Source organism: Enterobacter sp. UPMP2061 (assembly GCF_053709615.1).
The window spans coordinates 548495-564801 of the sequence record NZ_JBSKJP010000001.1; the positions used below are offsets into that span (position 1 = coordinate 548495).

Consider the following 16307-nt stretch of genomic DNA (forward strand, 5'->3'; position numbering starts at 1 on the left):
AACGATCGATCACTTTTACGTTAGGCATGTATTAGGGAATGGGTATGAGAATTATCAAGATCTTCTGGCCGCTCACTGCGCTCCTGGCAGGGTTGAACAGTCAGGTATCACTGGCAAAATCCTCCGATGATAACGACGAGACCCTGGTGGTGGAAGCCACCGCTGAGCAGGTACTCAAACAGCAGCCGGGCGTGTCGATTATTACCAGCGAAGATATTAAAAAGAACCCTCCGGTCAACGATCTCTCCGATATTATTCGCAAAATGCCCGGTGTAAATCTGACCGGCAACAGCGCCTCGGGTACACGTGGTAATAACCGCCAGATCGACATTCGCGGCATGGGGCCGGAGAACACCTTAATTTTAATTGATGGTGTGCCGGTGACGTCGCGCAACGCCGTGCGTTATAGCTGGCGTGGAGAGCGTGATACCCGCGGCGACACCAACTGGGTGCCACCGGAACAGGTTGAGCGTATTGAAGTGATCCGCGGCCCTGCGGCGGCACGCTACGGTTCGGGCGCAGCGGGCGGGGTGGTGAACATCATTACCAAACGCCCTACCAACGACTGGCACGGTTCGCTGTCGTTATACACCAACCAGCCGGAAAGCAGCGACGAAGGCGCTACGCGTCGCGCCAACTTCAGCCTTAGCGGGCCGCTGGCTGGCGATGCGCTGACCATGCGCCTGTACGGAAACCTGAATAAAACCGATGCCGACAGCTGGGATATTAACTCCTCGGCCGGTACGAAAAACGCGGCCGGGCATGAAGGGGTGCGCAACAAAGATATTAACGGCGTTGTCTCGTGGAAATTAAATCCGCAGCAAATTATCGATTTCGAAGCCGGATATAGCCGCCAGGGGAATATCTATGCGGGCGATACGCAAAACAGTTCTTCCAGTGCCGTCACTGAAAGCCTGGCGAAATCCGGCGAAGAGACGAACCGCCTGTACCGGCAGAATTATGGCGTTACACATAATGGTATCTGGGACTGGGGTCAAAGCCGTTTTGGTGTCTATTACGAGAAAACCAATAACACCCGCATGAATGAAGGATTATCCGGCGGCGGTGAAGGGCGTATTTCGGCGGATGAAAAGTTCACGACCAATCGCCTGAGCTCCTGGCGAACCAGCGGCGAGCTTAATATTCCGCTGAATGCGCTGGTCGATCAAACGCTGACCGTGGGTGCGGAGTGGAGCCGCGATGAGCTCGACGATCCTTCCTCTACCAGCCTGACCGTGGATGACAGTGATATCGGCGGCATTTCTGGCTCGGCTGCGGATCGCAGCAGTAAAAACCATTCCCAAATCAGTGCGCTGTATATTGAAGATAATATTGAGCCGGTTCCCGGCACGAATATCATTCCCGGCCTGCGCTTTGATTATCTCAACGAGTCCGGCGGTAACTTCAGCCCCAGCCTGAACCTCTCGCAGGAATTGGGCGATTACTTCAAAGTCAAAGCGGGGATTGCCCGAACCTTTAAAGCACCAAACCTGTATCAATCCAGCGAAGGTTATCTGCTCTACTCGAAAGGCAACGGTTGTCCAAAAGATATTACATCGGGCGGCTGCTACCTGATCGGTAATAAAGATCTCGATCCGGAAATTAGCATCAATAAAGAAATTGGGCTGGAGTTCGCCTGGGAAGATTACCATGCCAGCGTGACCTACTTCCGCAATGACTACCAGAATAAGATCGTGGCCGGCGATAATGTTATCGGGCAAACCGCTTCCGGCGCATATATTCTCCAGTGGCAGAACGGCGGGAAAGCGCTGGTGGACGGTATCGAAGCCAGCATGGCGTTCCCGCTGGTGAAAGATCGTCTGAACTGGAATACCAATGCCACCTGGATGATCACCTCGGAGCAAAAAGACACCGGTAATCCGCTGTCGATCATCCCGAAATACACCATTAATAACTCGCTTGACTGGACCATCACCCAGGCGTTCTCTGCCAGCGTCAACTGGACGTTATACGGCAGACAAAAACCGCGTACTCATTCGGAAACTCGTAGTGAAGATACTGGCGGTCTGTCAGGTAAAGAGCTGGGCGCTTATTCGCTGGTGGGGACGAACTTCAATTACGATATTAATAAAAATCTGCGTCTTAACGTTGGTGTCAGCAATATCTTAGATAAACAGATTTACCGATCTTCCGAAGGGGCGAATACCTATAACGAGCCTGGCCGGGCTTATTATGCCGGTGTTACCGCGTCATTTTGATCGTAGTGTTACAGGTGTACTGCCCGCGTCAAGGCGGGCAGTGTTTAGCGGCTTAATGAATGACAGCCTGCTGTGTTACCTGCGTTTTCACCACTGATATCTAACAGCGCTCCGCGGAAGGAGGCGTTGAACATCGGCCCGTGTCCCAGGTTTGGGAAATCCCAAAAGGCGGCATTGACGCCTTTATCTTCCAGCGTGGCGAGGGTGGCATGAATTTTCGTCAGCACTCCGGCAGCATGCGTTTCCCGGTTATCGCCCGGTGTCGCCGAACCTTCCATTATCATCAGGCGCCTGGCGCAGTATTGCGACGGCTCAACCGCCGTGATGCGGCTCAGTAGCGCATCATGGCCTCTGCCCAACGACGGGCTGGCGCTGTAATACGTCCGGAAATAAGGGGAAGACAGCCATGCATCCAGCACGAACAGGCCGCCGTAGGAGTGCCCCCACAGGCCGCGACGCTGCCGATCGATATTCAATCCCTGTTCCACCTTTGGCGCTATACGCGTTTCCAGTAACTGGCGGAAGTCGTTGCTACCCCCACTCTTATGGTTAAAACGCCCGTTGCGGGTATCCGTTTTGCCGGTTTCTGCTGCTGGCGTATAGTCGTAGGCCCTGCCGTTGAGATCGAAGGGGAGGTTGGTCTGATACCCGACAGCCACAATCACCGGCGGTGATTTTTCTGCCAGCTGTTTGAGCAGGTCGTCGTTCAGGCGGTCCATAACTGCGTTGCCGTCGAGCATATATAAAATCGGGTAGCCCGACGCCGGTGCGGCTTTATTTGGCACGGCCGTCCATACCCGATAATGGCGGCTGCCATCGGCGGAGTCGAACGAGTTGACGCTGAAATGGTAAAACGCAGAGCCTTTATCGGCGATATTCGGCCCCAGTGGCTGCATATCCGGCTTTGCGAAAGCGTGCGCACTCCCGATAAGGGTGAGACCAGAAAGAAGAGTGACAAGCGCCTTGCGTGAGCGTGTTGGGCGATACTCGCGGGCATACATCTGATGTTTATTCCTTTTCCGCAGGTGACATTTTCTTTATTCAGGAAGCCTGTACAGTTGCCTGAAAGTGTTCGCGGGTCAAGTCAACCCTGGAGTAAACCAAGCCCGTCAATCAGTGCGCCGCGCCACCATGCGTAATCGTGACCCCCGGTATACATTGCGCAATGGCTGTCGACGCCAGCGGTAAGCAACTGCTGATGCAGCCGCTGAACGTGGGGTACCGTCGAACCTTCCAGCGATCCCACGCACAGGCGGATGCGCACGCCCTGCGGCGGGGCAGAAAGCAGATGTTCGCTCACCCATGACGTATCGGTTTCGCTGAACACGTTTGGCCGGCTGGCACCCTCTGGCGTCCACCACATCGAAGGGGAGTGGCTGAGCGCCAGCCCGAACGTTTCCGGTGCGTAACGAGCGGCCATGAGCGCGCTGACCCCGCCGAGGCTCTGTCCGGCCAGCACGGTGCGCGAACGGTCTGCCCACCGCCGCTGCGGGTGTTCGGCGCGGATCGTCGGCAACAACTGGTCGGCGATATCCTTTATCAGCTCGCTGCGCCCGCCGAGTATCGCAGTTCGCTCGTGTTCATCGATATTGTCGATGCCAAGTACAGCCACAGGCACGATGCGTCCGTTGTTTATGGCGGCGTCAATTGCCGCGCATACGCCAAGGTGATCGAACCAGGTTTCACCATCGGGCAGCACCACCAGGCCGAGGGGCTGCGAAACATCAACGTCCGGCAGATAGAGCCGAACCCGGCGCGATTCCCCGGCGAGAGTGCGCGCCGAGGTAAGCAATTGCCCGCTGGGTGACCCGCCGCGCCATTCGGACTGGGCGGGGGCTTTATCAAGCGCCAGCACCGACTCCTGTGTGCTTCCCCGAACGTTGATCCCCGGCGTTTTGTTTAGCGGATCGGCGTGCCCGACGAGGGTAGCAAAGCGGCCTCCGGACTGTGCAATCGTCTCGGCCGGGGTGCCGGGGGGGATTTCCACCAGCGAATAGGAGCCGCAGTAGCTTGCGGGTAAACGCAGTGTCAGAGTCCAGATATCCGTCGCGGGAAGGGCGGTCATCATCCCTTTCGCCACGTGCTCTTTATCCGTCACCCGATTCAGACGCAGATAAACGCCCTGTAGAGGGTGCCTGGCGCGCCACATAAATGTCACATCACGCTCGTCTTTCGCTCCGTCGACTGGCGTCACCAGCGGTACATTTAGCGACTCAGCGTCTCGCCAGAAGTCAGAAAGGTTAGCAATGTGGCCTGCTGCCAGCTGGCTGCGCAGCCTGGCGATAGCAGAGGGATGTTGTTGCATGTTCAGCATTCACTCTCTTTGAATATGAAGGGTGTCAGTATAAATAGCTAAAGCGGCTATTCCGGGAACAGCCGCTTTAGCGCGTGTTTTGTAATGTCTTACGTGCGCAATTACTCTTCCACGATTTCCCCCGTGATGTCGTGCTGGCGATGGGGAACAGAGCTGCCGACGCTGTCATGCCACAAGCGGGTGTAGAGGCCGCCGGCCGCTAACAGCTGTTCGTGGGTGCCGTATTCCGCAAGCTGCCCCTTATCGATAACGGCAATCAGATCGCAGCGCTGCGCGGTGGTCAGACGGTGCGCCACAATCAGCGCCAGGTGCTTCCCGGCGTGCGCGACGTCTGTTAACGATGACATCAATCGCTCTTCGGATGTGCGATCCAGGCGTGACGTGGCTTCATCGAGCAGCAGGATGTGAGCATTCGCCAGTTGTGCGCGGGCCAGCGCAATCAGCTGGCGCTGACCTGCGGACAGATCGGCACCGCCGTTATTCACCGGTGTGCGGAATCCCTGCGGCAGATTGCGCACCGTCTCATACAGCCCTGCCTGTTGAGAGGCAATCTCAATGTCGTCATTGGTACTGGATGGCCGTGAATAACGAATGTTTTCCGCGATATCACCACTAAACAACGCCACATCCTGATCGACCAGCCCAATCTGGCGACGGTAATCGGCAAGCGAGGCATCATCAATTATCCGATCGCCAATGCTGATCCTGCCGTGGGTGGGGGAATACAATCCGGCGATCAGCTTAATCAGCGTTGACTTACCCGCACCGCTGCGACCAACGACCGCGACGACCCTTCCCTCAGGGATTGTCAGGGTAAGTTTGTTCAGCGCGGGTTGAGGACTGTCGGGATAACTGAACGTGAGCTCATTAAGATGCAGCGCGCCGGTGGCGGGCGGTGCGGAAGAGGGCTCGATGTTCTCTGTGCCTTCGGTCGCCAGCAGTTCATTGATATGTTTGCCGCTGGCCGTCGCCTGCTGCCAGGCGTCGACAATTCCTGATAACTGCTGCACTGGCCCATAGAATTGCCCCAGCAGCAGGAAGAAAGCCGCCAGCACCCCGGCGGTCATTTCGCCTTCGGCGACCCGCGATGCACCCACCAGAAGAACGGCGGCATAGGAGGCCTCGGTGCAGAAGGTCAGGAACGGGAAATAGACGGCAAGGTATTTTTGCGCACGTACGCGGGTCGCACGGAACCGATCCGATAACGCGCGCAGCCGGGCGGCTTCCTGTTCCTGCTGGCCATGCGATTGCACAACGCGCAAGCCGGAGACTTTCTCCTGCAGGGTGCTGTTGACTTTGCCTATTTCCAGCCGCGCCTGCGCATAAGCAGGGGAGCTGAGGCGGCGATAAATCCAGGTTGCCAGTGCGACCACTGGCACCGCGCTTAATGCCGTCAGCGCCAGGAGCGGGTCGAGCCAGAACATGGCGGCGGCGATGGCGAACATTGTCACCAGGCTGGTGGCTGCACCGGCAAGGCCGTTTTGCAGAAAGCGGGCGAGAGAGTCCACATCTACGGTCATGCGGGTCAGACGTGAATCGACATGCTTTTCATGCCAGGGGAGACCAAGACGCAGCATATGGCCGAAGCTGCGCAAGCGCACCGTATGCTGGACTGACTCTGCCGCTCTGGCGGCGAAGACAGTCTGTAGTGAATAACAGCACCAGCTCACGGCCACCAGGCACAGGGCGAATAGGGCACAGAGGCCGATAGTCGACATATCGCCTGTGGCAACGCCGGAGTCAATGCCGCGCTGCAGCAGTATCAGTACCCCGACGCCTGCCGCCGAATCGAGGGCGATCAGCAGGGCGGCGATGACGAACATCCACGCCACGGGCTTCAGCAGCGACGTAACTTTGCGGCCTTTACCGGCCAGCGCCTGCTGTACTGCATTTTCCGGCACGCGCGTCATACGGGCGACAAAGCCTTTATCCCCCGTCTGCGCCGCATCGTCTTGTGCCGCTGGTACGGTCGGCCACAATCCGTTAGGCCCACTGTGGGAAGGCGCGAGGAAATCGCCGTCGCCGGTCATCAGCGCGCGGAACGCCGGACAGCGCGCTTCAAGTTCTGCCTGGGTTCCGGTGTCCACCACCCGGCCCTTATCCAGCACCACAATCCGGCTGGCTAACTGAAGCGTCGAACGGCGTCGGGCAATCACCAGCAGCATATGCTTTTCGTCAGCATAGCGACTCAGCGCGGTGTTGATCTCCGCTTCAGTACCGGCATCGACCGCAGAGGTGGTGTCATCGAGGATCAACACTTCCGGCGCGGTAATGAGCGCCCGCGCCAGCGCGATTCGCTGCCTCTGTCCGCCGGAAAGATTCGTACCGCGTTCGGTTAATTGGGTATCGAAGCCTTTCGGCAGGGCGTTGATAAAATCGCTGGCTCCTGCTGCCCTCGCCGCGAGGCGAATGTCGTCCGCCGTTGCCTGAGGGTGCCCGTAGGCGATATTTTCCGCCACCGTACCGGCAAACAGAAAAGCATCCTCAAACACAACGCCTACCCGACGACGAAGCGCCTCCAGCCTGAGATCGCGGAGGTTCTGTCGGCCTGCGCTGGTGTTGAGCCATATCTCTCCGGCGCTGGGATCGTAAAAACGCGCCAGCAGCATCAGCAGCGTGGATTTCCCGGAACCCGATGCGCCCACTACCGCCACCGTTTCACCGGCGTGCAGGGAAAAGGAGACATCGCTGAGGATGCGTCTGCCGCCACGGTACTCGAAGCTCATATTCTCCAGTTGCAGCCCGATAACCTGACCGTTAACCGCCTCCGTCCCGTCTTCCATCTGCGAACGGGTGTCGATCAGAGCAAACACGCGCTCCACGGACGCCTGGGTGCGCTGGGCGATAACCAGAAACGATGCCAGTACACGGGTTGGCCCGGTCAGCATCGCGAGGAAGCTGGCAAACGCCACGAAGGTGCCGAGATCGATGCGCCCGTGCATAACCGACCAGCCGCCGTAGCACAGCAGGACGATTTGCCCGAGCACCGGTAGCGCCAGCATGGTGGCACCTGGCATCGCCTGCGAGATGGCCGCGCCGATGCGTACCCGCACCATCTGCCGCGACTGGCGATCCAGCCAGCGCGTTTCACGCAGCTCCGCCACGCAGGATTTTACCACTGAGATCTGCGCCAGCACCTCGCGCATATGTTCGGTGAGATTTGCCAGTCGGTCCGAGGCCAGCCCGGTTTGCGCAAAGACCCGGCGACGCGCGCGCAGCGCAGTGATAGCCAGGCATGCCAGTACGCACACGACGATGAGCGTCATGGCGGGTGACATCCACAGCATCACGGCAATGCCGGCAATGTAATAAGTGAACACCGCCAGCGGCACCGGGCACATCTGTAGCAGGGTATGCACCTGCTGCAGATCGCTGTTGGTCCGTGAAATCACCTGCCCGGTGCGCAGTGCGTCCTGGCCTGCGCCGTCAAGTTTTTGAATACTGTCGAATGCCCGTCCTCGCAGGGTGTGCTGCACCCAGAGCGAGAGCTCCCCGGCATAACCGCGGCGCACGTAGTTACCGATGAAATCAAAAAAGGCAATCAGCAATAGCCCGCAGGCCAGCCACGGCAGACGAGTCGGATTGCCCGCCAGCGCGTCGTTCACCGCTTGCCTTGTCAGCAACGGCGTCAGCGCGGCCAGCAGAATGGTCGAGACCGACGCTACCACTACGATGATGCTAAGTTTCTTACGTTCCCAGCACACGCGTGCCAGGCGAACTATCCAGGACCGCGCAGGAGTGGGAGAGTGAGTCGCAGGCATTAAGCCTCCTCCGTCTGTAAACAATAGGATCCAAGTCGGATCGCTGTGCAAAAAAAAGCGCCAGCCCGATCCGGTCCCGCATTGTTACGGGCGTATCTCCTGGATGCGTGCTGGCGTATGATCGTCATGACGGCGTAGTGGCTACCCTTTCTGTACCCTCGCGATCAGGCTTTTCGCCACCTCGCTCGGACAGGGTTGCGCTGCCATTTCCGCCGCTACCTCTTCAGAGGCGTCGCGAAGCGCGCGATTGTCGAGGAAAGCATTGATCATGCTGCTCGACAGGCCGTCGTCGCCGGGGATGATCCCGCAGCCGCGTTCGACAACAGCGCGGGCATTTACCGGGCGATCGGCACCCTGGCCGAAGACGATCTGTGGAATACCGGCGTGCAGCGCCGTCAGGGTATTGCCCGCGCCACCATGATGAATGAAGCCATCTGCGCCGTTCAGGAAGGCTCCCATGGGTATCCAGTCGACCAGGCGAACATTTGAGGGAAGTGAGCGCAGATCCGACCGCGCATTGGCCGAAAGATGCAGGATGATCTCGGCATCGACTTCACTGGCGGAATCCATCACCCAGGCGATCAGGTCAAGGCCGTCGACCATCGGTTTGACGGTACCGAGACTCACCAGCAGACGTTTACGGTCGGGCGTCCTCTCCCACCACGGTTCCCACACCGCGCCGCCGTTGTACGGGACGTACTGCATGGGAATAATGGGTTCTCCGTCGTTTTCAAGAATGCTCATGCTCGGTGGTGTTACGTCGATCCAGGCCATATCGCGCGGTGCGGCCCCAACGCCGTGGCGATGATAGGCGTCCGCGAGCGAACGCGTTACGCCTTTGATATGCCAGGGCGTATGGCCGAAGCCGACGGTTTGCATTACGACCGGTATATCGTATTTGGCGGCAATCAGAGGCCCGATGACGCCGAGCGGCGGGTAGATGATGAGATCGGGCCGCCAGTGTCCGGCAAACTCCACCAGGTGGTCGGCCATCTCTTCGCTGAAGAATGAGAAGTTGCCCATTTTTGTGCCGATGTTGCTTTCTTTTCGCTGTGCCTCGCGGCGGCGATAGTCAGCTTCAGAATCAAAACCGGGTGCGGCGTCAAATACCACCAGCCCTGCTTCTGCCGCTTTTTGGGCGAATTTTCCTCCGCTGGCGATCAACACTTCATGGCCGTTAACACGAAACGCCTGTGCCAGAGACAGCACAGGATACAGCAGCCCATAGAGAGGCGGGCCTACAAACAAAATACGCATGAGAAAATCCCTCTCCGCTTGACGAACTAAATCAGGAAGTCGACGCAGTCATATGCCAGCAGCAGGACGTTAATTTTCGTTAAGCCTGCTTTGACAGACGCTGCGTCCTTTTTGAGTTTCATCAGCCTTACGAACGGTCCTGTCGCTGACTATTCCGTGACGTAGGCTGGTGAATCGGGAATTCCTTGTCCCGGCTTCCATTAACGCTTACGCGCCGTTGTCCTTTTGAACAGCCCAGGCGGCGTCGTGCTGCCACGCCGCGGTGTTCAGATGCATTTGTTGAGTGTGAGACCGTTCAACAAACCTGGAGAGGCTTGTTTCCTGATACCTCTGTATACCTTGCCAGATAAACCATCAGTGCAAATGCTAATGATAATAATTACTATTATCATATGTGAGTTGCAACTATAATTAAGCACTTAATGCACAATGAATCGATTATGGGAAAAATCGCAGGTGGGGCTCAGCAAAAGGGGACTCTGTGGATTTAGGCACAAAATCCCACGCTTGCGGCGGTTTACAGGCGGACCTGGTGATTCTGTGTAATTGATGGCGGGGGTCTACGATGACGCTACTTCACCAAATAGCGCGGGTTTACCTCCCGTAAATACTGGCGATGTTACTATGATGCCTGATTCACTGCTGTTTATCGTTATGGAAAACCTGCGTAATGTTAACAAAATTCCCTCTCCGACGCGTAATGACCTGTGCTGCGGCTCTGCTAATTATTTTTAGCATCGCCTTGTTCTTCTTCCTGAGAAGCCCCGAGGTTCCTGAGTATGTTACCGCTCCAGTACGCATCGGCGATATTGAAAACGCCGTACTTGCTACCGGTCGAATTGATGCGATTGAGCGGGTCAACGTTGGGGCACAGGTTTCTGGCCAGGTTAAGTCGCTGAAGGTGAAGTTAGGCGATCGTGTCACTAAAGGACAGCTCATCGCTGAAATTGATGACGTGCCGCAGCGGAATGATTTACGCAACGCAGAAGCTGCTCTCAACGTGGTAAAAGCGGACCTTCAGGCTAAGCAGGCGCAGTTGAAGCAAGCCTCATTGCGTTTTAAGCGCCAGCGCCAGATGTTAAATGAGGATGCCAGCTCGAGAGAAGATTTCGAAACGGCTGAAACCACGCTGGCCAGTACCCGCGCTGAGCTATCGGCACTGAATGCCAAACTCGTCCAGGCGCAAATTGATGTCGACAAGAAAAAGGTCGATTTGGGTTATACAAAAGTTGTTGCTCCCATGGACGGCATTGTTATTGCCGTTGTCACCCAACAGGGCCAAACGGTTAACTCCAGCCAAAGTGCGCCGACCATTATCAAACTCGCACGTCTGGACGTGATGACAATTAAAGCCCAGATCTCTGAGGCGGATATCACGCGAATTTCACCGGGACAGAAAGCCAGATTCACCATTTTCTCTGAGCCGGCTAAGCATTATGACGCCACGTTACGTACCGTTGAACTGGCACCTGAGTCGGTTATGAAAGATGATAGCCTTGCCAGCAGTAGCTCAGCCTCAGGGTCAGGCACGTCAAATGCTTCGGTGTACTACAACGCGCTGCTGGATGTCCCCAATCCAGAAAATCGGCTGCGAATTGCCATGACAGCACAGGTGACCTTGCTGGCTGGAGAAGCTAAAAATACGTTACTGGTGCCGATTCAGGCTGTGCACAAGGTGAGTGGCAACAAACAGCAGGTGCAGATATTGACCAGTGATAACCGGCTGGAAACCCGTGAGGTCAAAACCGGCATTACTAACAGTGTGGATATCCAGATCCTGGACGGTGTAAAAGTCGGGGAACATGTTGTGTTATCGCAGCCGGGTGAAAAAGCGCCCGGGGAAGGGTTTGTATCTTGAGTAATATCATAGAACTCAAGGACATCAGCCGCACCTACAGGAACGGTGGACAGGATCTCACCGTGCTTAAAGGGATTGATTTGACTATCGCTGCTGGGGAGATGGTCGCGATCATCGGCGCCTCCGGTTCCGGTAAGTCAACCCTGATGAATATTATGGGCTGTCTCGATGTCCCTGATTGTGGCGATTACTTTATCAGCGGTCAAAATGCCGCCCAGCTTTCACCTGACGATCTGGCAAGGATCCGCCGTGAGCACATCGGTTTTATCTTCCAGCGTTATCATTTAATGCCCGACCTGAGCGCGTTAAGTAACGTTGAAATTCCGGCGATTTATGCCAACAGTGAGCGCGAAAAGCGCCGTCTGCGCGCGGCGACATTGCTTGGAAGACTCGGGCTGGAAGGTCGTGAACATCATAAGCCGGGAGAGCTTTCAGGCGGCCAGCAGCAGCGTGTGAGTATTGCCCGCTCGCTGATTAACGGCGGTGAAATCATTCTGGCGGATGAACCCACCGGCGCGCTGGATACGCAGTCCGGTCAGGAGGTACTGTCAATACTCAGTGAACTGAATCAGCGTGGCCATACCGTGGTTATGGTGACACATGATATGAAGGTAGCGCAGCATGCTAACCGTATTATTGAGCTGCGTGACGGTGAAATTATTTCTGATACCGGCAGTCGTGTTACCTCCGGGGTTGCCCTTAAACGACCTGACAGCGTTCAGCAAAGCTGGTGGCAAAGTATTGTTGACCGTACCCGTGAATCCCTGCACATGGCGTTAAAAGCGATGAATGCGCATCGCCTGCGCACGACGTTAACCATGACGGGCATTATTTTTGGTATCGCCGCGGTTGTTACGGTGGTGGCACTGGGAGAAGGCGCGAAACAGCGAACCCTTGATAATATCAAGGAGCTTGGAACCAACGTGGTGAGCATCTACCCGGGAAGGGATTTCTTTGACGACAGCACTGAAGCCATTCGTACACTGGTCCCGGCAGACGCCGAAGCATTAGCAAAGCAGGGGTTTGTTGACAGCGTCAGCCCCGAAGTTAACGCTTCCGACAACATTCGCTTTCTGGGTAAATCCGCTACCGCCACGATCAATGGCGTTGGGCGCGATCATTTTCGCGTAAACGGTATTGAACTGTTGCAGGGATCAACTTTCCAGGACGATCGAAATGCCTCGCAGGAAGTCATCATTGATGAAAACGCCCGCAAGGCGTTATTTGACGATGCGGGACTCAAGGCACTTGGGCAAATCGTTTTTCTGGGTTCCGTGCCTGCACGGGTTGTCGGCATCGCCAAAGGGAACAGCCGAAGCTATGCGCCTAATCGCATTAACGTCTGGATGCCTTACAGCACGGTGATGTATCGAATGACAGGAAAACCGGTGTTGACCAGCATCAGCGTAAGGCTTAAGGATGATGTTGCCAACGAGGCAGCGGTCAGCGCTATTTCTCAGCTTCTCACTCAACGCCACGGCGTGAAAGACTTCCAGCTTTATAATTTCGAGCAGATTCGACAATCAATCGAACGGACCTCAATGACCTTTAGCATCCTGATTCTGATGGTGGCCTGCATCTCGCTGATGATCGGCAGCATTGGGGTGATGAATATCATGCTAGTGTCGGTTACGGAACGGACCCATGAGATTGGCGTACGAATGGCGGTCGGTGCGCGTCAGGGCGATATCATGCAGCAGTTTATGATTGAGGCTGTGCTGGTATGTCTAATAGGCGGAGTGTTAGGTATTGCACTGTCGTATGCCGCCGGAGCGCTGTTCACCGCGCTGGCAGGGGGCATTTTCACCGCCATTTATTCGTGGCAGGCCGCTGCTGCCGCATTCTTCTGCTCAACTTTAATCGGCATGATCTTTGGTTATCTCCCTGCCCGCAAGGCAGCAAGGATGGATCCGGTCGTTTCACTGGCCAGCGAGTAACCCATGAAAATATTATCCCCTTTAACGGTATGCCTTGCTGTCCTGCTTAGTGCTGGCTGCGCCGACTCTCTGAAAAGCGACTATCAGCCTCCTGAGGTGAAATATCCTGCCAACTGGTATCAGGCGGATGCTGCGGAGGAGAGGATGCCGTTCGACTGGCAGGCCTTTAACGATCCAGACCTCGACGGCTGGCTGCGGCAGGTGATGGTGCGCAATAACGATGTCGCTGGAGCAGTATTGCGTGTTTATCGCGCCCGCCTGGAAGAAGAGCGGATTGGCATCACAAACGATCCGGGACTAAAAGGTTCGCTCGCGCTTGACGGTAAAAAACAGCTGAACAGCTCAGCCCACTGGAGCAGGGGCAGCGTTGCCAGTATTAATACCAGCTATGAGCTGGATCTGTGGGGCAAAATAGCGCGGCAGCGCGATGCGAAGGCGTGGGCACGTTTTGCCTCGGAAGAGGATCTGCGTTCTGCACGCCTGACGCTGCTTTCAAATGCCAGTAATAATTACTGGCGCTTAGGCTTTATTAACCAGCAGCTGTCTGTCCTGCAACAAAGCATCGACTATGCAAAAGAGACGCTGCGCCTGGCTAACGCGCGCTATGCCGCGGGCGGTGCCTCCTCTCTGGATGTTGTGGATGCTCAGCAGGGCGTGCTTTCGCAGGAAAACAGGCTGGCGGCGTTGAAGAATGAACGTTTACAGGCGCTCAATCAGCAAGCCGTTTTGCTTGGAACCGCGCCGGGCAGCGCGATAGTCGAACCGAAAGCGTTACCAATGGGACCACTGCCGCAGGTCAGTGGAAAGATCCCGGTCAACGTGCTGCGGCATCGACCCGATATCAGCGCTAAAGAGTGGCGGGTACGGGAAGCATTGGCCACCGTTGATGTCCAGCGTACTGCATTTTATCCAGCGTTTAGTCTGACCGGCTCGCTTGGCACCAGCAGCAGCAGCCTTATCGCCTTCCTGGAAAATCCTGTAGGCTCTGTTGGAGCAAACCTGACCCTGCCGTTCCTGGAATGGAGAGAAAGGGGCATGGACGTGAAGATTGCCCGCAACGACTACGAGCAACGGGTTCTGGAGTTTAAACAGGAACTTTACAAGGCGATGAGTAGCATAGAAGATGCGCTTGCTTTGCGTCATCAACTCCTGGAACAGGAGACGCTTCTACGTGAAGGCCTGGAACTGGCGAAAAAATCAGAGAGGCTAAACGAAGTTCGCTATCGCCAGGGCGCGGTGCGAATTTCTTTCTGGCTTGATGCTCAGGAGAAACGCCGTCAGGCCGAACTGGCACTGTATGAAAATCGCTTTAACCAGTTAAATAATCTGGCAAAAATCTATATGGAGTTCGGCGGTTCGGCATCTTTCCCCTGAATTGCGCAGACTCATTTACGTCTGGCAGCAATAGGACTTGCTGCCAGGGCGCAGTTCGCAAGACATCCTTCGTCATTATTCAAACCCATCTCACAAAAATCGTTCCTCCCCTTTGATCGAAATTTCATCTCCGGCTATATGACTAGTCATATCATTTAAATGACTAGTCATATAGGAGGCAACCATGAATCAATCACTGCCAGCCAACTTCTTATGGGGCAACTCGGTGTCGAGCATGCAGACGGAAGGGGCCTGGAATGAGGGCGGAAAGGGGATGTCGGTGTACGACATTCGCGAAGCCGGTGAAAATATCTCTGACTGGAAAGTGGCCACCGACTCCTACCACCGTTATCGGGAAGACTTTGATTTGATGCAGGATCTGGGCATGAACTGCTACCGCTTCCAGATCTCCTGGAGCCGCGTCTGCCCGCAGGGTGACGGCGATTTTAACGACGAGGGTATCGCCTTTTACGACCGCTTTATCGACGATCTGATCGCCCGCGGTATCGAGCCGATGGTCTGCCTCTACCATTTCGATATGCCGCTGGCGCTGGCACAGGAGTACAACGGATTTAACGATCGTCGCGTGGTGGAGGCGTTTATCCGCTACGGCAAAAAGATGATCGACTGCTTTGGTGACCGGGTGAAGTACTGGCTGACCTTTAACGAGCAGAATATTTTCCACATGCCGATAGCCTTCCGCATCTCCGGCTATATGAAGGGGGAGGAAACCCTGCGCGAGCTGTACGAAGTGCAGCATCACACCATGGTGGCGCACATGGCGCTGACCGAGTACCTGCACCAGACTAAGCCGGGCAAGCTGATGGGCGGCATGCTGGCGCACCAGCTGATTTATCCGGCCACCTGCAAACCGCGTGACATCTTCTGCGCCCAGCAGTACGACGAATTCCTCAACCAGAACCTGCTGCGCGTCTTCGCGGGCCAGGGCTACAGCCCGGCGGTGATGGCGGTGGTGGAGCAGGAAGGCTTCGGCGATATCTACCGCGCAGACGATCTCGCGCTGTTTGCGCGCACGAAGAACGACTTTATGGCCTTCAGCTACTACGCCAGCAAAACGCTGGATAGCGATGCCATCCCGGAAGGCACGCCGGTGAACTATTACCTGCTGCACGGCGAGAAAAACAATCCGTACCTGAAGGCCACCGAGTGGAACTGGCAGATCGATCCGCTGGGCTTTCGCACCATCATCACCCGCTATGCCAACGACTGGCGGATGCCAGTATTCCCGATTGAGAACGGCATTGGGGTGATTGAGTCCTGGGATGGCGTAAACCCCATAGAGGATACCTACCGCATCGACTACCACCGGGCGCATATCGAGGCCATGAAAGAGGCGATGTTCGAGGACGGGGCAGAGGTATTGGGCTATCTCGGCTGGGGGTTGATTGACATTCTCAGCTCCCAGGGTGACATGCGCAAGCGCTACGGCGTGGTCTACGTCAACCGTGAAAATCACGACCTGAAAGACCTGAAGCGCGTGCCGAAGAAGAGCTATGCGTGGTTAAAACAGGTAATCCATACCAACGGACGCGAGATGTAAGCCGTACGCTGCCGGGCCGTTTTTGT

General features: G+C 56.1%; 9 protein-coding genes. 5 read left to right on the plus strand and 4 right to left on the minus strand.

Translation table 11 applies throughout. The features are described 5' to 3' along the window. The first annotated feature begins 44 nt into the window (after positions 1 to 44). The gene (gene iroN, locus ACWKXX_RS02650; protein WP_026080738.1) at positions 45 to 2219 is read left to right on the plus strand and encodes a siderophore salmochelin receptor IroN; all 2175 of its coding nucleotides are present in this window, start codon (positions 45 to 47) and stop codon (positions 2217 to 2219) included. A 44-nt stretch (positions 2220 to 2263) separates the two neighbouring features. Here iroN and ACWKXX_RS02655 read toward each other — a convergent pair whose 3' ends face one another. The 4 genes from ACWKXX_RS02655 to iroB form a co-directional block, all read right to left on the minus strand. Further along, entirely contained in the window at positions 2264 to 3220 is a 957-nt protein-coding gene (locus tag ACWKXX_RS02655) for an alpha/beta hydrolase (protein WP_261666354.1), read from the minus strand. 83 nt (positions 3221 to 3303) lie between these two features. Then, positions 3304 to 4533: an esterase family protein gene (locus tag ACWKXX_RS02660; protein ID WP_284329782.1), complete on the minus strand. Its 1230-nt coding sequence runs from the start codon at positions 4531 to 4533 to the stop codon at positions 3304 to 3306. A 101-nt stretch (positions 4534 to 4634) separates the two neighbouring features. After that, on the minus strand, positions 4635 to 8294 hold the full coding sequence (gene iroC / locus ACWKXX_RS02665) for a salmochelin/enterobactin export ABC transporter IroC (RefSeq protein WP_454540759.1): 3660 nt from the start codon (positions 8292 to 8294) through the stop codon (positions 4635 to 4637). 141 nt (positions 8295 to 8435) lie between these two features. Then, the gene (gene iroB, locus ACWKXX_RS02670; RefSeq protein WP_017384908.1) at positions 8436 to 9551 is read right to left on the minus strand and encodes a salmochelin biosynthesis C-glycosyltransferase IroB; all 1116 of its coding nucleotides are present in this window, start codon (positions 9549 to 9551) and stop codon (positions 8436 to 8438) included. A gap of 670 nt (positions 9552 to 10221) precedes the next feature. On the opposite strand from iroB, the gene ACWKXX_RS02675 reads away from it, so the two are divergent. The 4 genes from ACWKXX_RS02675 to ACWKXX_RS02690 all read left to right on the plus strand — a co-directional run bounded on the left by ACWKXX_RS02675 (position 10222) and on the right by ACWKXX_RS02690 (position 16281). Continuing rightward, positions 10222 to 11409: a macrolide efflux RND transporter periplasmic adaptor subunit EtsA gene (locus ACWKXX_RS02675; protein ID WP_431309507.1), complete on the plus strand. Its 1188-nt coding sequence runs from the start codon at positions 10222 to 10224 to the stop codon at positions 11407 to 11409. Continuing rightward, the gene (locus ACWKXX_RS02680) at positions 11406 to 13346 is read left to right on the plus strand and encodes a MacB family efflux pump subunit (RefSeq protein WP_060460217.1); all 1941 of its coding nucleotides are present in this window, start codon (positions 11406 to 11408) and stop codon (positions 13344 to 13346) included. The genes ACWKXX_RS02675 and ACWKXX_RS02680 overlap by 4 nt, the downstream gene beginning before the upstream one ends. A gap of 3 nt (positions 13347 to 13349) precedes the next feature. Then, entirely contained in the window at positions 13350 to 14720 is a 1371-nt protein-coding gene (locus ACWKXX_RS02685) for a macrolide efflux RND transporter outer membrane subunit EtsC (protein WP_048220249.1), read from the plus strand. Between the two features lie 184 nt (positions 14721 to 14904). Continuing rightward, positions 14905 to 16281, plus strand: a complete 1377-nt coding sequence (locus tag ACWKXX_RS02690; protein ID WP_017693755.1) for a glycoside hydrolase family 1 protein — start codon at positions 14905 to 14907, stop codon at positions 16279 to 16281. The last annotated feature ends 26 nt before the right edge of the window (positions 16282 to 16307 follow it).